At 69.3% G+C, this 26,205-nt stretch carries 21 protein-coding genes; 13 read left to right on the forward strand and 8 right to left on the reverse strand.

Going from position 1 to position 26,205, the window contains the following annotated elements:
• Positions 1-126: 126 nt before the first annotated feature.
• The 5 genes from OC550_RS01945 (at position 127) to OC550_RS01965 (ending at position 9,743) form a co-directional block, all read left to right on the forward strand.
• Positions 127-1,407: an Hsp70 family protein gene (locus OC550_RS01945; RefSeq protein WP_262103624.1), complete on the forward strand. Its 1,281-nt coding sequence runs from the start codon at positions 127-129 to the stop codon at positions 1,405-1,407.
• 710 nt (positions 1,408-2,117) lie between these two features.
• Positions 2,118-4,763 carry a helix-turn-helix transcriptional regulator gene (locus OC550_RS01950; protein WP_262103625.1) on the forward strand — a complete coding sequence of 882 codons (2,646 nt, stop codon included), beginning with the start codon at positions 2,118-2,120 and terminating at the stop codon, positions 4,761-4,763.
• A 167-nt stretch (positions 4,764-4,930) separates the two neighbouring features.
• Complete coding sequence (locus OC550_RS01955; protein WP_262103626.1) at positions 4,931-6,181, forward strand: IniB N-terminal domain-containing protein; 1,251 nt, start codon at positions 4,931-4,933, stop codon at positions 6,179-6,181.
• 104 nt (positions 6,182-6,285) lie between these two features.
• Positions 6,286-8,115, forward strand: a complete 1,830-nt coding sequence (locus tag OC550_RS01960) for a dynamin family protein (RefSeq protein WP_262103627.1) — start codon at positions 6,286-6,288, stop codon at positions 8,113-8,115.
• The gene (locus OC550_RS01965) at positions 8,112-9,743 is read left to right on the forward strand and encodes a dynamin family protein (RefSeq protein WP_262103628.1); all 1,632 of its coding nucleotides are present in this window, start codon (positions 8,112-8,114) and stop codon (positions 9,741-9,743) included. Before OC550_RS01960 ends, OC550_RS01965 begins: the two co-directional genes overlap by 4 nt.
• 18 nt (positions 9,744-9,761) lie before the next feature.
• Here OC550_RS01965 and OC550_RS01970 read toward each other — a convergent pair whose 3' ends face one another.
• The 3 genes from OC550_RS01970 to OC550_RS01980 are packed head-to-tail and all read right to left on the reverse strand — an operon-like array spanning position 9,762 to position 11,450.
• Positions 9,762-10,373: a hypothetical protein gene (locus OC550_RS01970; protein ID WP_262103629.1), complete on the reverse strand. Its 612-nt coding sequence runs from the start codon at positions 10,371-10,373 to the stop codon at positions 9,762-9,764.
• Positions 10,374-10,421: 48 nt separating this feature from the next.
• Positions 10,422-10,892, reverse strand: coding sequence for an NUDIX domain-containing protein (locus OC550_RS01975; RefSeq protein ID WP_262103630.1), 471 nt, complete (start codon positions 10,890-10,892; stop codon positions 10,422-10,424).
• 45 nt (positions 10,893-10,937) lie between these two features.
• Complete coding sequence (locus OC550_RS01980; RefSeq protein ID WP_262103631.1) at positions 10,938-11,450, reverse strand: A24 family peptidase; 513 nt, start codon at positions 11,448-11,450, stop codon at positions 10,938-10,940.
• A gap of 58 nt (positions 11,451-11,508) precedes the next feature.
• Between OC550_RS01980 and OC550_RS01985 the strand changes: the two genes are divergently transcribed.
• The 5 genes from OC550_RS01985 to OC550_RS02005 all read left to right on the forward strand — a co-directional run bounded on the left by OC550_RS01985 (position 11,509) and on the right by OC550_RS02005 (position 16,568).
• Positions 11,509-12,273: a hypothetical protein gene (locus OC550_RS01985; RefSeq protein ID WP_262106222.1), complete on the forward strand. Its 765-nt coding sequence runs from the start codon at positions 11,509-11,511 to the stop codon at positions 12,271-12,273.
• A gap of 383 nt (positions 12,274-12,656) precedes the next feature.
• On the forward strand, positions 12,657-13,616 hold the full coding sequence (locus OC550_RS01990) for a BTAD domain-containing putative transcriptional regulator (RefSeq protein WP_262106223.1): 960 nt from the start codon (positions 12,657-12,659) through the stop codon (positions 13,614-13,616).
• A gap of 182 nt (positions 13,617-13,798) precedes the next feature.
• Positions 13,799-14,464: a response regulator transcription factor gene (locus tag OC550_RS01995; RefSeq protein ID WP_262103632.1), complete on the forward strand. Its 666-nt coding sequence runs from the start codon at positions 13,799-13,801 to the stop codon at positions 14,462-14,464.
• Positions 14,457-15,899 (forward strand): sensor histidine kinase, encoded by a 1,443-nt coding sequence (locus OC550_RS02000; RefSeq protein ID WP_262103633.1) that lies wholly within the window; start codon positions 14,457-14,459, stop codon positions 15,897-15,899. The genes OC550_RS01995 and OC550_RS02000 overlap by 8 nt, the downstream gene beginning before the upstream one ends.
• Positions 15,900-15,911: 12 nt before the next feature.
• Positions 15,912-16,568, forward strand: coding sequence for a GNAT family N-acetyltransferase (locus OC550_RS02005; protein ID WP_262103634.1), 657 nt, complete (start codon positions 15,912-15,914; stop codon positions 16,566-16,568).
• On the opposite strand, the gene OC550_RS02010 is transcribed toward OC550_RS02005, so the two are convergent.
• Positions 16,565-17,899, reverse strand: coding sequence for a PhoH family protein (locus tag OC550_RS02010; protein WP_262106224.1), 1,335 nt, complete (start codon positions 17,897-17,899; stop codon positions 16,565-16,567). The two genes, OC550_RS02005 and OC550_RS02010, sit on opposite strands and share 4 nt — an antisense overlap.
• 345 nt (positions 17,900-18,244) lie before the next feature.
• Positions 18,245-19,006: an isoprenyl transferase gene (locus tag OC550_RS02015; protein ID WP_262103635.1), complete on the reverse strand. Its 762-nt coding sequence runs from the start codon at positions 19,004-19,006 to the stop codon at positions 18,245-18,247.
• Between the two features lie 182 nt (positions 19,007-19,188).
• On the opposite strand from OC550_RS02015, the gene OC550_RS02020 reads away from it, so the two are divergent.
• Both OC550_RS02020 and OC550_RS02025 read left to right on the forward strand, forming a co-directional pair.
• A complete protein-coding gene (locus OC550_RS02020) occupies positions 19,189-19,923 on the forward strand; it encodes a hemolysin III family protein (RefSeq protein ID WP_262103636.1) in 735 nt (244 codons plus the stop codon).
• Between the two features lie 220 nt (positions 19,924-20,143).
• Positions 20,144-21,901: an HNH endonuclease signature motif containing protein gene (locus OC550_RS02025; RefSeq protein WP_262103637.1), complete on the forward strand. Its 1,758-nt coding sequence runs from the start codon at positions 20,144-20,146 to the stop codon at positions 21,899-21,901.
• A gap of 123 nt (positions 21,902-22,024) precedes the next feature.
• Here OC550_RS02025 and OC550_RS02030 read toward each other — a convergent pair whose 3' ends face one another.
• From OC550_RS02030 to mca, 3 genes are all read right to left on the reverse strand, one after another.
• Positions 22,025-24,226 carry a thioredoxin domain-containing protein gene (locus tag OC550_RS02030; protein WP_262103638.1) on the reverse strand — a complete coding sequence of 734 codons (2,202 nt, stop codon included), beginning with the start codon at positions 24,224-24,226 and terminating at the stop codon, positions 22,025-22,027.
• Positions 24,227-24,228: 2 nt separating this feature from the next.
• On the reverse strand, positions 24,229-24,654 hold the full coding sequence (locus OC550_RS02035) for a hypothetical protein (protein ID WP_262103639.1): 426 nt from the start codon (positions 24,652-24,654) through the stop codon (positions 24,229-24,231).
• 66 nt (positions 24,655-24,720) lie between these two features.
• The gene (gene mca, locus OC550_RS02040; protein ID WP_262103640.1) at positions 24,721-25,653 is read right to left on the reverse strand and encodes a mycothiol conjugate amidase Mca; all 933 of its coding nucleotides are present in this window, start codon (positions 25,651-25,653) and stop codon (positions 24,721-24,723) included.
• Positions 25,654-25,704: 51 nt separating this feature from the next.
• Between mca and OC550_RS02045 the strand changes: the two genes are divergently transcribed.
• Positions 25,705-26,157: a DUF4307 domain-containing protein gene (locus OC550_RS02045; protein ID WP_262103641.1), complete on the forward strand. Its 453-nt coding sequence runs from the start codon at positions 25,705-25,707 to the stop codon at positions 26,155-26,157.
• The last annotated feature ends 48 nt before the right edge of the window (positions 26,158-26,205 follow it).

Raw genomic sequence — 26,205 nt, forward strand, 5'->3', positions numbered from 1 at the left:
CCTCTTTTCCCTCCCCGTGGGTGGTCCCGGTGCTACTGTAGGGGACATTCCGAGCAGCAACTCTGGACGGCCGGGCTCGCAGGTTTCGTCCACGGGGGAGTTGGTGCGCTCGCCCTTGGGGGGACCATGGCGTACGTACTTGGCATTGATGTCGGCACGAGTTTTACGGCCGCGGCGGTAGCCCGGACCGGCTCGCAGGGTCCGGCAGGACCGCAATCGTTTCACCTAGGCCAGCGTGCCGCAACCATCCCGTCGGCGGTCTTCTTCGGCGGTGACGGCCAGGTGCTGGTCGGCGATGCCGCCGAGCGGCGGGGCGTCGCCCAGCCCGAACGCGTGGTGCGCGAGTTCAAGCGCCGCGTCGGCGATTCCGTGCCTATCATCGTCGGCGACCGGTTCGCCGCCCCGGAAGAACTCCTCGCCACCATGGCCCGCTGGGTGGTGGACCGCGCCACGGAACGCGAGGGCTCCGCGCCTCAGGCCATCACCGTGTCCCATCCCGCGTCCTGGGGCGGCTACAAGTCCGAACTGCTGCGCCAGGCCCTGGCCCAGGCCGGCCTCGCGAATGCCGCCCTGGTCAGCGAGCCCGAGGCGGCGGCCCTGCACTACGCCTCGCAGGAGCGCGTCCCGGACGGCAGCCTGGTCGCCGTCTACGACCTCGGCGGAGGCACCTTCGACGCCGCCATCCTCCGCAAGGACAGCGGGACCAGCTTCAGCCCGCTGGGCAGGCCGAACGGCATCGACCAGCTTGGCGGTGCGGACTTCGACGACGCCGTCTTCAACCATGTGACCGCCGGCGCGGCCGAGGCCTTCGAGGGACTGGACACCGCCGATCCTGCGGTTCTGCTGGCGCTCGCACGGCTGCGCCGGGAATGCACCGAGGCCAAAGAGGCGCTGTCGTCCGACTCGGAGGCGACCATCCCCGTGCTGCTGCCCGGGGCGCAGACCCAGGTGCGGCTGGTGCGGCAGGAATTCGAAGCCATGATCGACGGCGCCATCGGGCAGACCATCGGCACGCTCCGCCACACGCTGGAGGCGGCCGGCGTCGATCCCGCGCAGCTCAGTGCCGTGCTGCTGATTGGCGGCTCTTCGCGCATCCCGTTGGTGGCGCAGCAGCTCTCAGCCGGGCTGGACCGTCCCATCGCCATCGACGCCGACCCGAAGGCGTCGATCAGCCTGGGTGCCGCGCTCGCGGCGGCCGCGGCCCTGCCCGTGCCGGCAACCGAGGAACCAGCGGCAACGGACGACGGCGGCAACGGCCCAAGCGCGGATCGTACCGCGGCGGAGGAGGCCCGGGAGGCCACGTTCTTCGGTGCCGCCCCGACGCACCGGCCGGCGGCGGCCAAGCCCCGCCAGCACACCGCAGTGCGGGCCGGGCCGTGGCCGCGGCGGTCGCCGGGCTGGCAGTGATCAGCGCAACCGCCGCGCAGGCGCCGCTGGACCTGGGATCCTGGGTCCATCGCGGGCGCCGGCGCTGCCGACGCCGCCACACCGCAGGGAACCGCCAGCACCGCGGGCACCGGTGGCGCGGGAGGCGGAGGCTGCCGGCGGCGCCGGAGCCGTGCCTGCCTTCCCGCTCGGCCCTGATGGTACGGGCCTGACGGCAACGCCGGCCCCGGTTCCCCAGCCCGTCCACCCTGGCCGGCGGCGAGAGGCTCCGCGGGTCCCGACAGGCGGCGCGGAACAGCAGCAGGCCGCGGCGGCCGCGCGCCCGAGTGCGCGAGCCGCCGATGGTGCGTCCGGCCCGGCTACACAGTCCTCCGGGAACCCTGCCGCCGCCCTTCCCGGCACCGCCGGGCACCCAGGCACCCGCGCCGTCGACCCCGGTGACGCAGCCGGAGTCACCCGCCCCGGCCCGGAGCCCACCCAGCCGTCGGATCCTGCACCCGTCGACCCCGCGCCGGCACCCGATCCCGCGCCAGAACCGGTGCCGGATCCGACCCCGCCGAACCGCCGCCCGTATCCGATCCGGCCCCGGCCGAACCTCCGCCCGCGTCCGACCCGGCTCCCGCTGAACCGGTGCCTGCGCCTGAACCGACGGTCGCGCCCGAAACGGTGGCGCCGAGTTCGGAACCCGCCCCCGCACCTCCTTCCGACCCGGTCCCGCCGGCACCGGAGGGGTGAGCCGGTTGAATCCCGCGACATCATCGCGCAGTTCAGCCTGCCTGCTGCCGGCCGCCGCCTGGGGCGGCATTCTCGGCGACGCCGAATCCATTCCGCCCGGCCGGCTGCTGGCGGCCATTGCAGGCGCCGGTGGAACCGGCAAGACCGCCCTGCTCGACGAGCTGGACAGCCGCCTTTCCGCCCGCAGCGTTCCGGTCAGCCGCATCCAGGACGACCTCGGCTGCTGCGCCCTGCCCGCGCGCGGAGCGGTCCTCGTCGACACCGCCCATATGCTCGGCGACAGCGGGCTGTCCAGGATCCACGCGCTCGTCGCTGATCCGGAGATAAGCCTCGTGGTCGCGTACCGCCCTCGGCGGATATCGAACGCCTTGGAGCTGCTGGTGCGCCAACTCGAAGAACACCGTGCCCCTGTAGTGCTCGGCCCGCTCACCGCAGTCGAGATCGTCGATCGCGCCGCTCAACTGCAGGCGGTACCGGAACCGGAGGCCTTGGGCCAAATCATTCTCGAGGCCACCGGCGGGCTGCCCTGGCTGGTGCATCGATATCTCGGCGCTGCCGCGGGTTGGCCCGGTGTCCTTTCGGAGGGCGACGACCGTCCGCTCCCGCCCGGTCTGCTGGACCAACTGGGTTATGAGCTCGACAGGCTGGAGCCGGCGCTACGGCAGCTGCTGCTGGTCCTTGCGGTCGGCTTCGATTTGTCGGCCGCTGCCCCACCGGTGGAGGAACTCGGCAATCCTGACCGGCTCCTGCTCGAGGCCAAGGACGCCGGCTTGCTGCTGCCCGATGGCCGGCTGGTCCCGCTGCTGCGCCGCACCATGCTGGAGACGACACCCTCCCACCAGCTGCATGGCCTGCAACGAGCCCTGGTCGACAGCCTGACTGCAGGCGGACTCCCTCTTGGCCGCGCGGCCAGGCCGCTCGCGCACACCGGGCTTCAGGACGCCCGGGTCGCGGCCGCGCTGGAGCGTGCGGCAGACCGTGCCCTTCCCACCCAGCCCGGCCTCGCCGCCGAGCTCTACGACGAAGCCCGGGCCGCGGGAGCGGAGGGGCTCGAAACCGCAGCGCGCCGCGCCCAGGCGGCTTATGTCCTGGGCGACCTCGACGGCGCGGGCCGGATCCTGGACGGACTGCTGGTGCACGATGACGCTCCGGACGTGCTCCGCGGTGCCGACGTGGCCGCCGCAATGTGGGCCCAGCGCGGCATGTTCCTGCGCGGGGCCGATGTCTACCGCTGGCTCGGTCTGGAGCGGGCTGGAGCCTCGGCACCGCTGGCGGTAGTTGCCATGGTCGCCACCGGGGACCGGCACGGAGCGGAGGAGATGGCTGCCGCTGCGCCCGCGGGCGGTTCGCCTACGCTGAAGGCGGTGGCCGTCCGGTTGATGTCCCAAGGCACCCTGGCGACCATCGGTGATGCGCCCGCGCTGGTCCTGCCGACGTTGATCCGGGCCTCCGACATGATGACCGCCTCCGGCTCACTGGACCCGTTGCCCGAACTGCCCGCGGCCCTCGCCGCGCTGGCCGCGTTGCATGCCGGCGAACTCGACATCGCGGATTCTGTCCTCACCGCGGCCGTTGACGGCGGCCAGGGCGGAACCGTCGGCCGCCGGCGCCTGCTGCTGCTTCGCGCGTGGACACGCATGCTGCAGGACCGCCCCGAAGGTGCCCGGACCGCTATGGCCGAGGCCGCCGCCGTCGATCATCCCGTCGCGCCGTGCGACGAACTGCTGCTGCTCGCCCTCGACGTCGGACTCGCCCGCCGGACGGACGACGTTCCGGCGCTGGTACGGGCCTGGCGGCGTGCTCGCGAAGGCCTGCTGCACGTGGCCATCGACCTGTTCAGCCTGCTGCCGCTCGGCGAACTGATGGTCGCGGCGGCAAGGCTCCGCGAGACCGCCAGGCTGGAGCCGCATCTCGCCGAGGCCTGGTCGTTGCTGGACCGGCTGGGCGACCCGCCGCTTTGGGCCGTTCCGCTGCACTGGCAGGCTGTGCAGGCCGGCATCCTCTCCGAGCGCCCCGCCGACCTGGCACCGCACGCCGCCGCCCTGGTCCGGGCCTCGCGCAGCAACCATCTGGCCGCTGTGCTCGCGGCCGCCGGCCGGGCCTGGCTGCAGGTGCTGTCCGGGCAGGTGGAGGCAAACGCCGTCGAGACCGCCGCCCGGGGACTGGCTACGGTCGGCTTGACTTGGGACGGTTCGAGGCTCGCCGGCCACGCGGCCGGACGCGCTGAGGAGCGCCGCGATACCGCAAGGCTTCTTGCCTGCGCGCGCGACCTCCATCCGGGATCCGCCGAAAACCTCGATCCGGTCAATACGCCGGCGCCGGCTGAACCGCCGCTGGAACGCCGCCCGGCCGCCCTCGGCAGCGCTTCCGCGCCGCCGGTACCGCCCCAGCCGGCAGATGCGGGGCAGAGCGCGCGGCTCAGCAGCCGCGAGCGCGATGTTGCCCGGCATGTCCTGGCCGGAAAGACCTACCGGGAGATTGGCGAAGCAATGTTCATCTCGCCGCGCACCGCCGAGCACCACATCGCCCGGATCCGCCGCCGGCTCGGCGCCTCCTCACGCTCCGAGCTGCTCGACCAGCTCCGTCTTGAACTCGAGGACGAGGCCCCCTCATCCGGGGGTCTCCCATCCCCCGTGCCTTAGGGCCCCTCCCTCCCTAATCGGGGGCGGCCGGATCCCCCCACTATCGGGGTTTCGGTAGGGGAACTATCACCGATGCCGGCCCCGGTCCCCCGGACCTACGTTGTAACCAGCCAAGCATCGAGCCTGGTGAACGAACTTCACAAGCACATTCGAATGAGGGGTTTGCAATGACGACTTCGATCACGACCATGCTGGTTGATTTCCTGATGGATCTGTTCCGCGACCCGGACAAGGCTGCGGAATTCCGCGACGATCCGGAGCGTGTGCTCCAGGCTGCCGGGCTTGAGGGGGTCTGCAGCAGCGATGTCGACGCAGTCCGCCCGGTCATCCTGGACTTCGCACCGGTTTCCGTCGACTCATCCTTTGACCGGGAGTACAACACCGGCCGCAACGAGTCCTCCATTGAGGACAACAACCCGTTCAACCCGGTCAACGGCCGCAACGACAACGACGACAACGGCGGGGGCGGCGGGGGCGGCGGCCGGGACTGGGACGACGACGACAACGGCCGGGACCGGGACGACGACGATAACGGCCGGGACTGGGACGACGATGATGACGACGACAACGGCCACGATTGGGACGACGATCACGGGCACGCCGTCACCCAGCTGACCCATATCCTGAACCACTACTCCTACACCTCCGAGGTGGACGACCGCGACACGATCGTCGACCAGTCCGTGAACCAGAACATCTGGGCCGATGGCGACGTCCACCAGATCTTCGACAACGATTCCGTGGTTGCCTCCGGCGATGACGCGGTAGCTGCCGGCGACGACGCCAACGTGGCGCAAGGCGACGACTCCATCGCAGCCGGAGGAGACGTCGAGCAGGACAACTCCGAGGACAACTCCACCAACATCGATGTAGACGGCGATGCCGACATCGAAATCGGCAGCGAAGACACCACGATTGTCGACTCCTTCAACGAAGAAGAGACGGTCGAGGATTCCTACAACACCGACATCGACATCGATGAGTCCTTCAACGAGGACAACAGCGAAGACAACGACGGCATCGATGGCAACAACAACGACGTCGATGTCACCGAAACCAACGTCGACGTCGAGCTCGAGGATTCGTTCAACGACAACTCCGACAACTCCACAAACCTCGACAACGTCGGCAACGAGGAAACCGAGGTCGTTATCGAGGATTCGTTCCAGGACAACTCGGACAACTCCACAAACCTCGAGGACGTCGGCAACGAGGAAACCAACGTGGACGTGGTGGTCGAGGACTCCTTCCAGGACAACTCGGACAACTCCACGAACCTCGAGGACGTCGCCAACGAGGAGAACAACCTGGACGTCGAATTCGAGGAGTCCTTCAACGACACGACCACCACCGTCGAGGACAACGTCGTCGTAGCGGACAACGAGGTCGAGGAAGACAGCGCAGTCGTGGTCGACTAATCATCGACGCAGACTTCACTGGCGCACAGCCGGCCCGGCAGGAAGGGAGGGAGTTCCTGCCGGGCAGGTCTGTGCTTAAAGCTGGCACGCAGGAGGAGGCAGGTATGGCTGAGTTGGTCAAACTCGTGGAGCAGAGCATCGCGCTGGCGGCGGAGGCCGATCGGACGGATCTGCGCCGGCGGCTGGAGCAGACCCGGCGGCGAGTGCTCGACCCGACCGTCCGCGTCATCGTGGTCGGTGAGTTCAAGCAGGGCAAGAGCAAACTGATCAACGCGCTCGTCAACGCCCCGGTCTGTCCCGTTGATGACGACATCGCTACCTCGGTGCCAACCGTGGTCCGGCACGGAAATCCGGCCTCCGCCAGGATCATGGTCCCCCGGGACGGCGGCGAGGACACCGGCGGCGAACCCGAACTCGAGCGGCGCGAGGTACCGATCGAGGACCTGGCCGGCTACGTGTCCGAGAACGGCAATTCCGGCAACCGGCACCGGCTGGCCGCCGCGGAAGTCTTCCTCCCGCGCAAGCTCCTCTCCGGCGGGCTGACCCTGGTGGACTCCCCCGGGGTCGGCGGGCTCAATTCGACCCACTCCTTCACCACGCTTACCGCGCTGCCGACGGCGGATGCCATGCTCCTGGTCTCCGACGCCTCGCAGGAGTACACCGAGCCGGAGGTCCGCTTCCTGCGCCAGGCCATGCGGGTCTGCCCGAACGCCGCCTGCGTGCTGACCAAGACGGACCTCTACCCGCAATGGCGGCAGGTGGCCGCACTCGACCGGACACATTTGGCGGAGGCAGCCCCCGGCGTCGGACTCTTCCCCGTCTCCGCCGACCTCCGGCTGCACGCCGCCCGGCTCCAGGACACCGAGCTCAACACCGAGTCGGGATTCCCTGCCCTCATCTCCTACCTGCGCCGGGACGTGCTCGGGCGCGCCGAGCAACTGCAGCGCCGCTCCGTGGCGCAGGACCTGCTCTCGGCCTCCGACCACCTTCGCCTGTCGCTGCAATCCGAGCTCAGCGCGCTGCAGGACCCGGAGAGCACGCCCGCGATGATCGCCGGACTGGAGGCCGCCAGGGAGCGTGCCGACGACCTGCGCCGCCGCTCGTCGCGCTGGCAGGTGACGCTCAATGACGGCATCAGCGACCTCATCTCCGACATGGAGCACGACCTGCGCGACCGGCTGCGGCGGATCCAGCGCGAAGCGGAGGAAGCCATCGACGTCTCGGATCCGGGCAAGATCTGGCCGCAGTTCGTCGAATGGCTGGAGCAGCGCAGCGCAGCGGCCGTCTCCGACACCTTCGTCTGGACCAGCGAACGCGGCCAGTGGCTGGCCGCCGAGGTCGCGGGGCACTTCGCCGAGGACGAGCCGCCACTGCCAATGCTGAGGGTCGAAGACACCGAGGACGTGCTGGACCCGGTGGAACTGGTGCCGGAGCTGGACCCGGGCCGGCTCGGGCCCCTCGAAAAGGTACTGATCGGCATGCGCGGCTCCTACGGCGGGGTACTGATGTTCGGCCTACTGACCGGCGTGGTGGGCATGGCGCTGATCAACCCTCTCTCCGTCGGTGCCGGCCTGCTGCTCGGCGGCAAGGCCTACAAGGAGGACAAAGAGAACCGGCTCAAGCGGCGCCAGGCCGACGCCAAGAACCTGGTCCGCCGCTACATCGACGACGTCATCTTCCAGGTCGGCAAGCAGCTCAAGGACCGGCTGCGGCTGATCCAGCGCGCCACCCGGGACCACTTCACCGAGATCGCCGAGGAGCACCACCGCTCCCTGGGCGATTCGGTCGCCGCGGCGCAGAAGGCGGCCACCACCTACGCGAAGGAGAGGGAGCAGCGCATCCGGGCGATCCAGCTCGAACTCAAGAAGGTCGAAGCACTGCACAAGCAGGCCCAGTCCCTTGCACCGGAATCGGCGCTGGCGGGCCGGCCGTGACGGTCCACCCGCCCGCCATCGGCCCATCCGGCATCGGTGCGGAGGTCGCCGCCCTGGTGCGGGACGCCGTCGTTATTTACGACGGCGACGCACACGCGTCCGCTCTGCTCACCGGTTACGCGCAGCGGCTCCGGGAGCCGCTGCGCGTGGCCATCGCGGGCATGGTCAAGGCCGGCAAATCCACCCTGCTGAATGCGATCATCGGCGAAGAGATCGCGCCCACGGACACCGGCGAGTGCACCAGGATCGTCACGTGGTACCGCCACGGCGATACGCCGGGGATCACCCTGTACCCGGCCGATCCTGCGGCCGGGGTTCCCCGCGCGCTGCCGGTGCGGCGATCGGCCGGCCGGCTGCAGTTCGACCTCGGCGGGTTCCGGGCCGAAGACGTCGCGCGGCTGGTGGTGGACTGGCCGGCTCGCAGCCTGCGCGAGCTGACCCTCATCGACACCCCCGGCATCGCCTCCCTGTCCACCGACGTGTCCGCCCGGACCAGCAGCTTCCTGCTGCCGGAGGACAAGCCCTCCGAGGCGGACGCCGCCGTCTACCTGATGCGCCACCTGCACGCCTCGGACCTGAACTTCCTGGAGGCCTTCCGCGACACAGCCACCGGCCAGTCCGGCACCGTCAACGCGCTGGCCGTGCTCTCGCGCGCGGACGAAATCGGCGCCGGCCGGATCGACTCGCTGCTCTCGGCGGCCAGCATCGCCGAACGCTACCGGCAGGACCCCGGGCTGCGGACACTGGCCCTGGGCGTGGTGCCGATCGCAGGCCTGCTCGCCCAAAGCGCACGCACCCTGCGCCAGCGGGAGTTCGCCATGCTGCGGGATATCGCCCGGCTGGACCGCGACGCCCGCGAGCGGCTGCTGCTCTCGGCAGACCGCTTCGTGCGCGACGGCGGCGGCAGCGGAGGCAGCGGAGGCACCGACCGGGAACGCGCCGAGCTGCTGGACCGCTTCGGCCTGTTCGGCATCCGGCTGGCCGCGGTGCTCATCCGCGGCGGCATCGCGGACCCGACGGAGCTGGCCCACGAGCTGGCGCGGCGCAGCGGACTGAACGACCTGCTCCAGCTGCTGGCCGGACAGTTCAAAGCCCGCGCGGAGCAGCTCAAGGCCCGCACCGCGCTGATCGGGGTGGAGAAGCTGCTGCGCGAACGCCCGCGCCCGGGGATCGAGCCGCTGGACGCAGCGCTGGAGAGAATCCAGTCGAACGCCCACGAGTTCCGCGAGCTGCGGCTGCTGGCGGACGCCCGCACCGCGGGCCTCGGCCTGGCTTCGGCAGACGCGCTGGAAGCCGAGCGGCTGATCGGCGGCCACGGCATCGGCCCAGCCCGCCGGCTGGGACTGGACGAGGAGGCCACCGGCACCGAGCTGCGCGAACGCGCGCTGGAAAGCCTGCACCGCTGGCGGGCGCTGGCCGCCAACCCGCTCACCGGCCGCTCCGCCGCCGGCGTATGCCAGGTGGTCCAGCGCAGCTGCGAAGCGATTCTCGCCCAGCTGCAGCCGGCGTCGGTCGGGTCGCAGCAGGCGGCAACGGGAAGGCCGGAGCTGCCGGTGCCGGCGGGGTCCCATTCGGCGGGGTCCCATTCGGCGGCGCCGCGCGCATCAGCGGGGGCTGCTACGGCTTAGTCTGCGGCGCCGCGAGCGTCAGGGCAGGGTGCGGCGGGTCGGCTCGTGCGTGGCCCGGAACCAGCGCTCCGCCCCCGGCAGCAGGCTGATCAGCAGCCCGGCGGCGGCGAGCGCCAGTTGCGCCAGGAGCAGCCCGCGAAGATAGTTTCCCTGCTCGGCGACGTCCACCAGGACGGCGTCGGCCAGCACCGTGGCGCCGCCGTGGAGCAGCAGGACTCCCAGCTGGATCCACCGGACGCCGCTGCGCCGGCGCATCATTGCGGCCAGGAGGACCATCTCCACCAGCACCACCAGTCCCATGACGGCCAGGCTGCCCCACAGCGCCCCCGATGCGACAGCGTGCAGCGTGTCCGCGTCCGCCTGCTGCATCCCGTTGATCAGCTGGCGGAGCCGCTCCAGTTCCTTGTCCCTGTCGAAATAGGCGATCGCCCCCATCAGCGCCGCCGCGAGGAAGCTCAGCACCCAGGCAGCCCGTGCCGCCTTGACGGTCCCAGGCGGCGGGATCCGCGCGTGGATCGGCGCCGGTGTCAGGTCCGACATCTGCGGCCGGCGCGGCATGGTGCGCTCCGGCGCTCGCTGTTCCCCCAGGCGGCGTGAAGCGGAATCCCCCGGTTCCTGTCCTTCAGACATGGCACGTAATGTATCCGCCGCGGGGGCGGCATGCAACCATTGTCCGGATTAGCGAACGAACTCCGGAACGCCAGTGGAGCGCAGCGCCGACTGCAGCCGGTCCTGGTGGTATGGCGGCAGCGGCGGCAGGTCATCGAGCCGGAACCAGCCCACCTCTGAGGACTCGTCGTCGTTCACCTTTGCCTCGCCGGAGACGTAGCGGCAGCGAAAGTTCAGCGTCAGGAACTGTGCCCGGTCACCGTTGACGAACTCCATCGGCTCGCCCGCGTAGACCTCGGCCAGATGTTCAACCTCCGCAACCACCGAGGTCTCCTCGAAGATCTCGCGGACCATGCCCACCGCCGGCTGCTCCCCCGGCTCGAGGATGCCGGTGATCAGCGTCCACACCCCATTGTCGGCGCGCCGGCCGAGCAGCACCCGATCGTCCGCGTCAAGCACCACCGCGGTGGTGCCGGGCAGCCAGAGCAGGTCGTGGCCGATTTTCTTGCGCAGCTCAAGGATGAAGTCAGGGGTGGGCATTCCTCCAGCGTACTGTCCGGCGCCCGCCGGTCGGCGCAGCCGGGCTCACCCCGATGCCGGGAGCGTGAGCGCCAGCAGCGCGCCCGAGATCATGAACGGGCCGAACGGGATGGCCGATTTCAGTCCGGCCCGGCGCAGCAACATCATCGCGACCCCGTACAGGCCGCCCATCAGGAATGCCCCGAACGTCCCCCACAGCAGCAGGATCCAGTCCACGTAGCCCAGGTACAGCCCCAGCACGCCGGCCAGCTTAACGTCCCCGAAGCCCATGCCGGCCGGATACACGAACCGGACAGCAAAGTAGAAGAGCCACAGCAGCGCCCCGCCCGCCGCGAGCCCCCATAACCGGCCCGGCTCGTCACCGGCCAGCGCCGCCGTGCCCAGCAGCACGCCCGCCACCGGGTACGCCGGGAAGACAATCCGGTTGGGCAGCCGGTGGGTGCGCAGGTCTATCCAGCTCAGCCGCGCCCCGATGACCAGCAGGTAGGCTCCGGCGGCCAACAGTGCGCTGAACGCGAGCGGGTATGCCGGCCACAGCCGCGACAGTTCCAGGAGCATGGTCCCAACGTACTTCACCCCCGGCACACCGGGCGGACCGAAGACCTACACTGTGGATATGGTCAGCCTGACGGACGCCGAACGCTTCCGCTGCCTGTGCCGCTCCTCGCCCTGGCGCTGGCAGAGCCTGCGCTTTGAGTATCGTGCCCTGCGCGCCGATTCCGAAGGCCAGGACGCTTCGGCAGCGTCCGGTCTTCGCGCCTGGGCCCGCCGGCCGAACGCGCTGCGCGTCGAATCGCTCGAGGGCCTGCTGCTCTACAGCACCACGGACATCAACGACTCCAAGGACGACTTCTACGTCAGCGCCACCCGCCGCTCCTGGCTACTGCCTCCACAGCTGGTCCACCCGGTCTACACCAGCGAGGGCCTGGTCCGCCGCCGCCCGGAGGCCGCCTACGGCGAACCCGTCTTCGGCAACGGCCGGTGGTCGGCCATGCTGGACCCGGTGGAGCTGGCCGGGCCGGCGCCCGTGTCTTTCGAGACACCGTACGCCAACGTGGCGGAGCTGCTGGCCGTCAGCGAAGCAGAGCACGAGGGCCGCCGGGTCCTGGAAGCCGTCCTCTCCCCGAACCAGGGCTATCGCCCGTACGACGCCGGTCATCCGCTTCTTGCGCCCGGCAGGACTTTGGTGCGGCTCGACTGGGAGACCGCCGTCTGCGTCTACAGCCACGCCATGGACGGGCCCGCCGCGGGTGCCGGTCACAGCCTGGCCATCCACGGCGTCGACGAATACATGCTGGACGACCTGTTCGTTGAAGTGAGCATGAACCTCACCGACGTGCGCGCCCACATACCCTGGCCGCTGCAGCCCGGGCTGCCCTGAGCCGGCGGGTCTTTGCTCCGGTTCCGGGACAGCGGGAATGCGCAGGACCTGCCGAAAACTCGCCCGGAGAAAAGCCCGGGCCCCGGCGTTTGGGGGCGATGCCGAGGCCCGGGTTCTTTCATCAACGGCGCTGTCTGGCGCCACCTGCACGATTGCCGGACATCCGTCCTGCCTGGCAGCCGCTGCTGCAGGTTCAACAACCTTCGTCCCGGCCTATTGGGAAAACCCTTGGGCTGTGAACCGATAAAGGAGGGGCTGCGCCACCCCCCAACATTGGGGGGCAGTATGGAGCACATTGGGGGTTGTTACTCGTATCACCAACCAGCACTATGGAACCAGCATTCGTTGGGGGTGCTTACTACGAGGGGGACGTCGTGGAGCAAATGTCAGCCGGGCATGCCATGCCCATTTCCGTCAGAATCATTGGCAACCTGCAGGTCCACCGGGGCGAAACGGTCTTGACCGCGGCCTCGCTGGGCGGCCCGAAGCCCAGGCAGATCTTCGAGATCCTGCTGCTGAACCTGGGCACGCCGGTCTCCAAGGACCGGCTCATCGAACTTCTCTGGGGCGGCCGCGCACCCGGCGAAGCGTTGGCAACCTTGGAAAGCTATGTCAGCGTGCTGCGGCGCAACCTGCAGCCGGGCTGCGCGAAGACCGGCCCGCTGCGCACCGCGAACGGCGGCTACGTACTGGAGCAGTCGCTGGTGGACCTGGACCTGCACCGGTTCAACGCGCTGATGCTCCGCGCGGAGCACAGCACGCCCGCCGAGGCGTACCCGCTGCTGGTCGAGGCGCTGGGCCTGGCAACCGGGCCGCTGCTCGGCGACGAGCTCGCACCGGAGTGGGCCGAGGAGGCGCGGGAAAACCACGCCGCCGATGTCACGGCCGTGCAGGTCATGGCGGCGGAGGCCGCGGGCGCCGCAGGCCAGGCCGATAAGGCGGTGCACTGGAGCCAGCAGGCCGTGGCCGCCGAGCCGCTGAATGAGCGGGCCTGGTCCGCCCTGGTCAGCGGATTCGAGGCGGCCGGCCGCTACTCCGAGGGGCTGCAGGCCTACGACAAGTGCCGCCGGTTGCTGGACCGCGACCTCGGCTGTACCCCGGGCCCGGGCCTCCGCGCCGCGCACGCCCGGCTGCTGCAGGCCACGGCGGCCTCCGACGGCGACCTGTCAGAGGTGCTCGAGGCTCTGCTCTACCTCAATGACCAGATGCACAGCCGTCCGCTGCCGCCGGCCACCCGGGCTGCGGTTCCGGCCAAATCCCGTTCGTTCCCGGCAGGCCCCGGGCACGAACGGGCCGGCAGGGTCATCAGCACCTTCCTGAACCGCGCCCTGGCCAACGCCTAAGCGCAAAAGGTGCGCCGGCGCCGTCGTACTTGGCTTGCGGCAAACGGGACCGGCTGCGCCGTCACAAGGCGTCATCGACCCTTGTGGCGGCGCGACCGGCAAACCGCGGCTATGTACAACGGTTCAGCCATGGCGCATACTGCATTATGACCGTGTCGGGGGGCTTGGGTTGGGGACTTGCTATGACCGAAGAAAAAACGCGGGATACGTCCCGAGTCGTGGTCGTTGACGACCATACGACGTTTGCGGAACTGCTGTCGGACGCTTTGGACCGGCAGGAGGATTTGGAGAATGCCGGCACCGCCGGCGGCGTCCAGGAAGGCATCGCGCTGTGCCGCGCGGAACAGCCGGACGTAGTGGTCATGGATTACCACCTGCCGGATGGCAACGGGCTGGATGCCGCCCGCGAGATCCTGGCGGACCGTCCGGCTACCAGGATCATCATGCTGACCGGCAACGCCGCCGCGGACATCCTGGCGCAGTTGGCGGGGTCGGGAATCTGCGGCTTCCTGCCGAAGGACGGTTCGCTGACCACCCTGCTGGACACACTGCGGCACGCCCGCAGCGGATCGATGGTGATCCATCCGTCGCTGCTCGCCATGATCGGCAAGCAGACGGTGCCGGAGCAGCCGGACGCGCCGGCGTTGACCACGCGGGAACGGCAGGTCCTGACGCTGATGGCCCAGGGACATGATGTGCGGGCCAATGCCAAACATCTGGGCATCACGGAAAACACCTGCCGCGGCTACGTGAAGTCCATCCTCGCGAAGCTGGACGCGCACACGCAATTGGAAGCTGTCGCCGTCGCCGGCCGGCTGGGGCTGCTGGCCTCCGCCCACCATGAGTAGCGCGCTCGAGGTCCGAACACCCGAGCAGCGCGACCCGGAACCGGCCCTGCCCGCCGGCAACGGGGCGCGCAGGCGGGCGTGGGGCAGGATGCCGGCACGCCTTGCCCGTCTCGTCCGCAGGTCCGATCCTGCCGGGTTCGGCGCGGACCGCGCTGACCGCTCGGAACTGCACAAGGCCATGCGGCGCTTCACCATCAGCACCTTCGCAACGCTGCTGATCGTGGTGGTCCCGGTGGTGTTCGGTGCCAGCGCGATCGCGCGCGACCAGGCGCTGGACCACGCGATCCAGCGCACGCAGGGAACCGCGGACTTCGCCGTCGGACCCTTCGTCACCGAACATCTGGTGCAGCGCCATCCGGAAGACCTGGCCTGGATGGACCGCCTGCTCGCTCCGCGGTTCGAACGCAACGCGATCATGCGGATCAAGATCTGGTCCAGCGACGGCACCATCCTCTATTCGGACCAGCATTCGCTGATCGGCCAGAACTTCGGCCTGCCGGAAGGCTCTGACCAGCTGCTGGCCGGAGGACCCGGTTTCGCGCATTTCGAGGAACAGAGCGAGTCCGAAAACCAGCTGGAGGCAGGTTCCGGCAAGCTCGTCGAGGTGTACGTCGGCACGAACAGCGCCGCCGGAGAGCCAATCATCTTCGAGATCTACTACACCGCCGACGAGGTGGAGGCGGACCAGCGGGGCATGATGCTGGGCATCCTCCCGCCGATCCTCGGCGCGCTGGCCGTGCTGCAACTGGTCCAGTTGGTGCCCGCCCTGCGCATGGCCCAGCGCCTGCAGCGGGACAACGCCACCAAGAGGGCCCTGCTCCAGCAGGCCATCGACGCCTCGGAAGTGGAGCGCCAGCGGCTCGCCCGCGACCTGCACGACGAGGTGATCCAGGACCTCTCCGGACTGGCCTACTCGCTCGAATCCTACGAGCTGCAGGACCGCCCGCCCGGCCGGGAGTTCCTGGGCCGCACGCGCATGCTGGTGCAGGACAACATCAGCATCCTGCGCGGCATCACCACGGAGCTCTATCCGCCGGACCTGGCGGCTCTCGGCCTGGCCGGAGCCCTCGAGCGGCTCGGCGACCCGGTACGCGCCCGCAACATGGCCTGGTCGCTGCGGCTCCACGGGGCGCCGGAGGCCGACGAGCAGCAATCCGCGCTGCTTTACCGGGCCGCCCGGGAGGCGGTCACCAACGCCGTCAAGCACGCCGGGGGCGCGAGCCTGGTCAGCGTTTCACTCACCTATGCCGCCTCGGGGCACCTTGAGCTTGCCGTGTACGACGACGGCGAGGGGTTCGCGCCCGAGGTCGCCGAACAGGCGGGGCACTTCGGCCTGCAGATCCTGCGGGACACGGTGCAGGCCGCCGGAGGGACGTTGTCGCTGCATTCGGCGCCCGGACAGGGAACGGAGGTCCTGGTCAGGCTGCCCGCGTGATACACAAGGGAGATGACGCGACTGACCGACCTGTGGCCGCCCTTCGGCCTGACGCTGGGGGCCGGAGACCTGACGCTGCGTCCGGTCGCCGATGACGACCTTCCGCCGCTGGTCGACGCCGTCCTGAGCGGCATCCACGAACCCGGCGAGTCGCCGTTTGCGTTCCCGTGGACAGACGTCCCGCCCGAAGACCTGCCGCGCAACACCGCCATGCATGTCTGGCAGCAGCGCTCGAAAACCAGCCCGGGTAGCTGGTCACTCCTGTTCGGCGTGTGGCGCCGCGGCGAGTTCCTGGGCTGCCAGGAACTGCTCGCCTCCAGCTTCGCCGAGACCCGAACCGTCAGCACCGGCTCCTGGCTCAAGCGATCGGCACAGGGGCAAGGTGTCGGCACCCGGATGCGCGCCGCCGTCGTCGGTTATGCCTTTGACTACCTCGGCGCGGAGGTCGCGGAGAGCGAGGCGATGGACTTCAACAAGGCCTCGCTGGCCGTTTCCCGGTCGCTCGGTTACGCACTCAACGGAGTCTGGCGCCATTCCGGCGGCCGCAGCCAGGTCACCAACATGCAGCGCATGCGCCTGGTGCCGGAGGACTTCCGGAGGCCCGAATGGACGCTCGAGGTTGCGGGCCACCCGGAGGCGGCCCGCTTCCTCGGCGTGCAGCCTGCCTAGATTTCCGCGCCCTCGAGCAGCTCGGTCACCAGCGCCGCGATCGGCGACCGTTCGGACCGCGTCAGGGTGATGTGGCCGAAGAGCGGATGGCCCTTGAGGGTTTCGACGACGGCGGCGATACCGTCGTGCCGTCCGACCCGCAGGTTGTCCCGCTGCGCGACATCGTGGGTCAGCACGATCTTCGAGTTCTGGCCGATCCGGCTCATGACCGTTAGCAGGACGTTCTTCTCCAGAGACTGCGCCTCGTCGACGATCACGAACGCGTCATGGAGCGAGCGGCCGCGGATGTGGGTGAGCGGCAGGACCTCGAGCATGCCGCGGTCCATCACTTCCTCGACCACCTCGGTGGAAACCAGCGCGCCAAGGGTGTCGAAGACCGCCTGCGCCCAGGGGTTCATCTTCTCCGACTCGGAGCCCGGGAGGTAGCCCAGCTCCTGGCCGCCCACGGCGTACAGCGGCCGGAAGACCACTACCTTGCGGTGCTCGCGGCGCTCCAGCACGGCTTCCAGGCCGGCGCAGAGGGCCAGCGCTGACTTGCCGGTGCCGGCGCGGCCGCCCAGGGAAACGATGCCGACCTCCTGGTCCATCAGCAGGTCGATCGCCAGCCGCTGTTCCGCCGAGCGGCCGTGCAGCCCGAAGACGTCGCGGTCCCCCTTGACCAGGCGGACCTGCTTGTCGGCTCCGACCCGGCCCAGCGCGGAACCGCGGTTGGACAGGAGGACAAGGCCGGTGTTGCTCGGCATCTCGGCCGCCGCCGGGATGAAGACCGGCTCGTGGTTGTAGAGCTCGTTGACGTCGTCCTCGAGAACCTCCAGCTCCGCGACGCCGGTCCAGCCCGAGTCCTTCACCAGCTCATTGCGGTACTCGTCCGCCTGCAGCCCCATCGCGGAGGCCTTCACACGCATCGGCAGGTCCTTGGAGACCACCGTGACGTTCTTGCCCTCGTCGGCGAGGTTCTTCGCCACCGCCAGGATCCGGCTGTCGTTGTCGCCGCCACGGAAGCCCGCGGGCAGCACGTCCGGCGAAATGTGGTTCAGCTCCACCCGCAGCGATCCGCCCTCTTCCCCGAGAGGGATCGCATGGTTCAGGCCGCCGTGTTCGACCCGCAGGTCATCCAGCAGGCGCAGCGCCTTCCGGGCGAAGTAGCCAAGTTCCGGATCGTGCCGCTTGCCCTCCAGCTCGGTGATCACCACGACAGGCAGAATCACTTCGTGCTCGGCGAAACGTTTCAAAGCCAGCGGGTCGGACAGCAGCACCGACGTATCGAGCACGAAGGATTGGGCCGCATGCCCACCTATTTCCTGCGCCGCGTTTCCGGTCCGGCTCGTCATTTCAAAGGTGGCCACATTAACTCCCGTCCGGAGCGCTGTTGCTCCGAATCGCTCGGATTGGGGCGACGCGGTGAGGCCACCTGGCCGGTACCGGCCTCCCCCCATGCATCTGCATGTGGCGACCTCCCGATCAATCGGCGGGGTTGCTGACTGATACCCCCAAACTACGCCCCTGTAATTCGGGTGCACAATGCCCCCGGCGGGACGATTGGGTAAATTCCCTGTGAACGCGGCCGGACCCCGGAAGCCGGCCACCCGCCGTCGTCAGCGATGCATGCAGCGGCCACTTTCGACCCCTGCCGGAGCAGGCCCGGAAGGCGGGAGCCAGTCGCCCGGCGGCGCGCTTCAGGCGCCGAAGCGCCGCTGGCGGCTCGCGTAATCGCGCAGCGCCCGGAGGAAATCCAGCCGGCGGAAATCGGGCCAGAGCGCCTCGCAGAAGTAGTACTCGCTGTACGCGCTCTGCCACATCAGGAAGCCCGAGAGCCGCTGCTCCCCCGAGGTGCGGATGACCAGGTCCGGGTCCGGCAGTCCCCTCGTATAGAGGTAGCGGGAAATGTCGTCGACGTCCAGGGTTTCCGCCACGGATTCGACGTCGCGACCGGCCTTCCCGGCGGTCCGGAGCAGTTCCTTGACCGCGTCCACGATCTCCTGCCGGCCGCCATAGCCGACGGCCACATTCACGTGCACGCCCTGGACCTCGGCCGTCTGCTCCGCGAGCGCGCGCAGCTTGCCGGACAGGTACGCCGGCAGCGTCTCGAGCGCGCCCACCGGCCGCACCCGGACGTTCTTGCCCTCGCCCAGCCGGTCCAGAGTGTTGGCGATGATGCCCATCAGCTGGTCCAGCTCCTCGCTGGATCGGTTCATGTTGTCGGTCGAGAGCATGTACAGCGTGACGACCTTGACGCCTAGCTCATCGCACCAGCCGAGGAACTCGAGGATCTTGTCAGCACCGGCCTGATGGCCCTCGCGAGTGGGGCTTCCCGCCAGCTTTGCCCACCGGCGGTTCCCGTCAACAACGACGCCGATGTGCCGGGGAATGCGGTCATCCGCCAGCGAACGCTGCAGCCGGCGCTCGTACATGCGGTAGGCAACTGCGGGGAATCTCAAACCGCTCCTGCCTTTCTATTACCGCTTCGAGGACTGCCGCCGGACAGCGGACACCGGGAAAGATTCTATCGCTTAGACCTTAAGGGAACCGACGCCGGCCGCCCGGCACCGCACCCGACCGTCATGTTCCGGCTGTTACCGGCCGGTATTCCGGTGCCCGTCGGCGGCGGTAGAATCGGCCCATGAACCCGAGCGGCCCCGCCCCTTCGCCCCAGCCGGCCGGGGCCCCGGATCGCATCGACGGCCCTGTTGAAACCGCCGTCGAGAGCCTTGCCGACGCCCTCAATATCAAACCCAAATTCCGCGGCTGGCTGCATGCAGGAGCCACTCCGCTGGCCCTCATCGCGGGCATCGTCCTCGTCACCTTGGCCCCCACAGCGGCGGGCAAGACGACCTCCGCCATCTACGCAGTCACCGGTCTGCTCCTCTTCGGAGTCAGCGCCGTCTACCATCGGGGAAACTGGCAGCCGAAAACCAAGCTGGTCCTCAAGCGGCTCGACCACAGCAACATCATGCTGGTCATCGCCGGCACCTACACACCCCTGGCCTGGGCGCTGCTCGAGCAGTCCAAGGCGACACTCTTGCTGTGGCTCATCTGGTGCGGCGCCATCGCCGGCGTCGCCTTCCGCGTCATCTGGACGCATGCACCCCGCTGGCTCTACGTGCCGATCTACTGCGCCCTCGGCCTCGGTGCACTCTTCTACCTCCCGGACTTCTTCACGGCCAGTCCCGCCGCTGCCGTCCTCGTCGTTGTGGGGGGCGCCTTCTACATCGCCGGCGCCGTCTTCTACGGCATCAAGAAGCCCAACTTCTCCCCCACATGGTTCGGATTCCACGAGCTCTTCCATGCCTTCACCGTCGTGGCCTTCAGCTGCCACTTCGCCGCCATCATGCTCGCCGTCCTCGGTCGCACGTAAACGGAGGCCCACCTAGACGGAGGCGATTCAGCTGCGCTACTTATCCACACCCCTAGGAATAGAACGTTTATTCTACTAGAATGGTGTGATGGCGAACACACCAGCGGAATCACCGCAGGAGGCAGAAGGCCCGGAGGCCTCGGGCCGTCCCGGTGGCGCGCATGCCAGCCCCTCAGGATCTGCCGGCCCTGAGCCTTCAGCCGTTCTTGCGGCTGTTCCCGTGTTTGGTCTGCGGCCGGCGGATCCGTTCTCGTGCCGTCCGCCGTGGGACGAGAACTCGTGGGAGGAGGGCGAGGCCGTGGATGCCGAGGGCATTCCCCTCGACGCGCCGGATGCCCCGATCCCGCTCTACGTGCTGACCGGACATGACGCCCCGTTGGAGGAGGACCCGTGGGCCGGAAGCCGCGGCGCGTTTACACCGCCGGCGTGGGAGCCTGTGCTGCCGGCCCGGTCCGGGCAGGTGAAGGACCTGCTGCCCTTGCTGGGGTCCCGGGAGCCGTCCCGCATGCTGTACCAGGAAGCCGCGCACGAACTCATCGCCGCACGCCGCGCCTCCGCCTGGCTGGAGGCCCGCATCCTGCGCCTGCTCAACGCCCTGGTCCGCGAGGCCGTGAACGAACAGCCCCACGGCTGGCCCGCACCCCTCGGGCCGGGCACGCCGGACGAACATCTGGCCGAAGCCGCGGCCATCGCCGAAGCCGCCGCCGCACTGCAGATCCCGGAAAGGACCGCCGCGATCCGCATCAACTATGCCCGAACCATCGCCGGTGAATGCCCCAACACCCTTGAAACCCTCGAACAAGGCAACCTGACCGGCGTGCAGGCAGCCATCATTACCGACGAAACCACATCGCTGCCGCCCCAGGCCCGGCCCGGATTCGAACACGAACTCCTCGAGCTCGCCCCCGCATGCTCCACCAGCAGCCTGCGCCGCCGCGCGAAAACACTCCGCGAAAAACGCCACCCCGAAACCATCACCGCCCGCCGCGCCAAGAAAGCAGCCGACCGCCACCTCGAACTCAAACCCGACTACGACGGCATGGCCTGGCTCTCCGCCTACCTGCCCGCGGAAACCGCCGTCGCCGCGTTCAACCGCGTCCAGGCCATCGCGCTCTCCGTGCAGGGCCCCGAAGAACCCCGCACCCTGACCCAGCTCCGCGCCGACGCCCTCACCCACCTCCTGCTCACCGGGACCCCCAAACCCGCTGGCGGCCTTGCTGCCGGCGGGTTTGGGGGTCCCGGGCCCGTGGACCCGCGGGAACACCCCGCCCTGGACGGCGGCCTTCCCCCGGGCACCGGGTACGGGATCGTGCCCACCGTCGCGCTGACCATCCCCGCCCTCACACTGCTCGGCCTCGGCCAGGAACCTGCCCACCTCGACGGATACGGGCCGATCCCCATCGACGCAGCCGCCCGCCTGGCCGCGAACGCCCCCTCGTTCACCCGCGTCCTGACCGACCCGGTCACCGGCGCGGTCCTCACCATGGACCGCAAACAGTACCGGCCCACCGCCGCGCAACGCCGCTACCTGCGCCTGCTCTACGAAAAATGCACGTTCTACGGCTGCTCCCGCTCCAGCGACCACTGCGAACTCGACCACACCATCGGCTGGGCCGACGGCGGATCCACCAACACGGCCAACCTCGGGCCGGAATGCAAGCGCCACCACCGCCTCAAAACCGAAACCGACTGGAACCTGCAACAACCCAACCAAGGCGAATTCGACTGGACCTCTCCCGCAGGAATCGGCTACCCGACCAGGCCCGAGCCCCTGGTGCACACCCCGCCCGAAGAACTCGCCAGCATCCTCGAACACCACGAAATCCACACCATCAACACCAAACTCCGCGCCTACTACAACCGCAAACACCAACAAACCGGACAATCCGAACCAGCCGGACCAGCAGAGCCGCCGTACGCCGGCACGCCGCACCCAGGAGTCCCGGCCAGCGGCACCGATGAACCGCCACCCTTCTAAAAGGCAGCAGCCCTGATCAAACACACCCCGCTCCTCAAGGACCACCCGGTGCGTCTACACGACGGCCGGCGCCCCCACATGGCCCCTTCCAAGACTTGCTGCCACCCTCCCGATTTCCCGCCGCTACCTTTCGGACGACAGTTCGGCAACCAGCTCATCCGCTGTGGAGACCGGGCGCCTGCAGACCATCCCGCGGCACACATACGCCACGGCACCGGACTCCGGCGCCGGCTTGTCTTCAAGGAGAGGCACCCGTTCGGCACCGGATCCAGGAGTCCCCGGCTCGGCGCCGGCTGCGTCCCGGGCTTGCGAGGTCCTGGCAGCCGTCCGCACGGCGACGACCATGCCGGGGCTGCCCGTGGCCTTGGCTGCGCGCACCAACTCGTCCGCCGGTCCGGGCTCGCCGACGACGGCCAGTTCCACCGGTCCCGCCAGTGCGGCTTCGGCGACAGCCAAGCCCCAGCCCGCCACGCGCGGGACCTTCGGTGCAACGCGCTCAAGATACTGCAGCAGCTGCACGGCGAGCTGACGGTGCCGGGACGAGCCGCTGTAGCCGGCATAGGTCAGCAGCACCCCGGCCAGCAGGTTGGTACCGCTGGGCGTTGCGGTTTCAAACGGATCGGCGGGATTGGCCGGTCCGCTGGCTGCCGCCAGCTGGCTGGGCTTGATGGCGGTGTCACCGAGGACGCCGTCGTTCAGGAAGGTCCGCTCGGCGTCCAGGACCAGTTGTTCGGCGAGCAGATACCAGCGGTCATCTCCGGTGGCGGCGTAGAGCGCGAAGAGTCCTTCGGCGAAGCCTGCGTAGTCCTCGAGGAGCCCCTGGACAACACCGGCGGAACCGTCGTGGGAAACCCGTACGAGCGTTCCGCCGTCGTCGAGGTGGACGCGCTGGAGGTATTCGGCCGCCCCGACGGCAGCCGCCAGCAGGTCCTCGCGGCCCAGGAGCCCGGCGGTCTCCGCCAGCGCGGCGATGGCGAGGCCGTTCCAGCCCGCTACCACCTTCTCGTCCCTGGCAGGCTGCGGCCGCCGGTTCCGGACTGCGAGAAGCGCCGGCTTCAGCCTGTCCCACCGCCGCTGGTCTTCCGGGTCCAGCCGCCGTCCGGGATGCAGCGGCGAGCCGGTCGCTGTCACGGTTCCGGACTCGCCGATTCCCATGGCGTCCGCGACCCACTCGGCTTCCTCGCCAACCGCCTCCCGCAGTTGATCGAGGCTCCACAGGTAGGTGCCACCCTCCTGGTGCACGCCCTCGATCACGGTGTCGGCGTCGAGCGAAGAGGCGAAGCCCCCGCCGGGCAGGCCGAGCCGCTGGATCATCCAGTCGGCGGTTCCTGCCGCGACGGCGCAGGCGAAATCGCGATCGGAGCCGGGGGCGGCTTGGGTCGCCCACTGTGCGTAGGCGCGAAGCAGCTGCACGTTGTCGTAAAGCATCTTCTCGAAGTGCGGCACGGACCACTGCCGGTCGACGGCGTAGCGCGCGAAGCCGCCCTCGAGCTGGTCGTAGAGGGCCGAGGTCGCCATGGCCTCCAACGTCCGCTCGGCCAAGCCGCGCGCCGGTTCTGCAGCGGGTTCCCCGTTCTCACGGTCCTCGCCGGATGCGGTGCCCTCTGCCTCCGCCCGGACGACGGCGGCGTGGCGCAGCAGGAACTGGATAGTGGACGACGGCGGGAACTTAGGTGCGTCGCCGAACCCGCCATAGTCGCGGTCTTCTTCTCCGGCCAGCACCCGGACGGCGTCGTCGAGCATCGAGCGCGGAATGCCGAGCGAGGCTGGCCCGGTACCGGGGTCGAACGGCAGGAGGTTGCCCATCAGCTTGCGGTTGTTGTCCGCGGCGCCCTCAAGGACCTCGACCAGGGCGGCCGCACTGGCCTCCACGCTGGGCCGGCGCTGATCCCAGGCGTCGGTGACCGCCTCCAGCAGCTGCCGGAAGGACGGCATGCCGGGCGCGGGCCGGGGCGGGTAGTAGGTCCCCGCATAGAAGGCCCGGCCGTCCGGCAGGGTGAAGACGCTCATGGGCCAGCCGCCCTGGCCCGTCATCGCCTGCGTGGCCGCCATGTAGACGGAGTCCACGTCGGGCCGCTCCTCGCGGTCGACCTTGATGCTCACGAAGTGTTCGTTGAGGTAGTCCGCGGTCGCCTGGTCCTCGAACGATTCGTGCGCCATGACGTGGCACCAGTGGCAGGCGGCGTAGCCCACGGAAACGAAAACAGGCACGTCGCGCAGACGTGCCTGTTCGAAGGCCTGGTCGCCGAAGGGCCACCAGTCGACGGGGTTTCCGGCATGCTGCCGCAGGTAGGCCGAGGCTTCGCTGCGCAGTCTGCCGGCCATGGTCAGCTCCCTGTCGGCCCGTCCCCGGACGGACCGCGTCCGGACGCGTCGTCCGCCGGCGAACCCGGGTCCCGGCGGCCGGTCACCTTGCCGTTGAGCTCCCGGTCCAGGCGGCGCTGGCGCTCTTCCTGGGTCTCCCTGCGCTCCCCGCGGCCGGACGCGGCGGGCACGCCCCCGGCGTCGGGCGCGTCAGGAACCTGCTGCCCCGAAGCAGCCGCACGATGCGCGTCCTGCTCCAGCTGCTCGCGGTACCGCACCCTGCGGATGCGCCGGCTCATGTCCCAGATCAGCAGGATAACGACGACGGCGAGGCCGAACGTGATGAAGAAGCCCCACGGACCGGGCGTGACCTGGTTCGGGTCGAGGCCAGGCTTCAGCGTCGGTTCCCCGCTGGGTCCGGCGGCGGCGAGCAGGTGCAGCAGTTGCAAGATGGATCTCTTTCTGGCAAGGACCGAAACGCGGCGGCGGTCCGGAAAATCAGGGGCGGGCTACCTCTATCGTATGCCCGCGAAGAAGTCGGTTTCGGGCAGCGTTGTCTCCACCCTCGCGTCCACGAGGGTGTAGTCCTCCCACGGCCAGATCCTGCGCTGCATGTCCGGCGACACGGCGAAGAAGAAGCCCTCGGGCTCGATCTGGGTCCGGTGCGAGAGCAGGGCGCGGTCCCGGTGCTCGAAGTAGTCACCGCAGTCGATCTGGGTGGTGGTCCGGTGCGTCGGCATGGGCGGCTGGTGGCCTTCGGCGTCCGCTTCCTGCCACGCGGCAAGGCGCGCGGCGTAAGGCGACTGCAGGCCTGCTTCCTCCAGGGCGAAGTGCAGGGCGCGGAAACGCTCGGGATTGAAGGCGCGGTCATAGTAGAGCTTCAGCGGCGTCCAGGGTTCGCCGGCTTCCGGGTAGCGGTCCGCGTCAGCCGCTGCGTGGTATGCCTCCACGGCGACCTTGTGCGCCATGATGTGGTCCGGATGCGGGTAGCCGCCGTTCTCGTCGTAGCTGACGATGACGTGCGGTTTGAACGATCGGACCAGCCGCACCAGCGGGGCGGCCGCCCGCTCCAGCGGAAGGGTCGCGAAGCTGCCGAACGGCAGGGGCGGCAGCGGATCGCCCTCCGGGAGGCCGGAATCGACGAAGCCCAGCCAGCGATGGGCAACCCCCAGTTCGTAGGCGGCCTTGGCCATCTCACGCCGCCTCAGCCCCGGCAGGTCCCGCAGTGCCTGCGGCTCGGATGCGACCTGACCGTTGAGGATGTCCCCCCGTTCGCCGCCGGTGCAGGTGACGACCATGGTCTCGACGCCGGTGGCGGCGTAGCTGGCCATGGTGGCCGCTCCCTTGCTGGATTCGTCGTCAGGGTGGGCATGCACGGTCAGGAGGCGCAGCCCATCACCGCGGCGGAATTCCGAGGTTCGTTCGGCAGCTTTTGCGGGGATGCTCAACTCAAACTCCTGATGATCGGACACAACGTGCAACACGGTAAGGTTGGAGGCGTGAGCACTACCGGCCCGACCCCCACGCACCCTACTTCTTCAGGGATAAGCGTAGCCAATCGGTACGGGGCCCCAAAGCAGCATCTGGGCCGCGGAGCCAAGCGCGGCATCGTCATCGCAGCGCTGGCGGTCGCGGTAGTGCTGGCCGGCTACTTCGCCTTCGTGCAGGGCAAGCCCTCCGTCTCCGGCACCGACGTCGGCTTCAACGTGTCGGATCCCCACCACGCGACCGTTGACTTCCAGGTCACGAAGGACCCGGAAGCGACCGCCCAATGCGCCATCCAGGCCCTCAACGAAACCTACGCCATTGTCGGCTGGAAGGTCGCGACCATCGGCCCCGCCGCAGAAGGCGAAGGGAACGACGGCGGACGCACCACCGTGCACCGGATTCAGCTAAGGACTGAATCGCCTTCCGTTACCGGCGGCGTCAACGCCTGCTGGATCGTGAAGTAGCTTCGCGCACCGCCGCCGCGAGTGCACTAAATGTTTCAGAGTCGTCTC

It is taken from the genome of Arthrobacter sp. Marseille-P9274 (assembly GCF_946892675.1).
GTDB lineage: Bacteria > Actinomycetota > Actinomycetes > Actinomycetales > Micrococcaceae > Crystallibacter.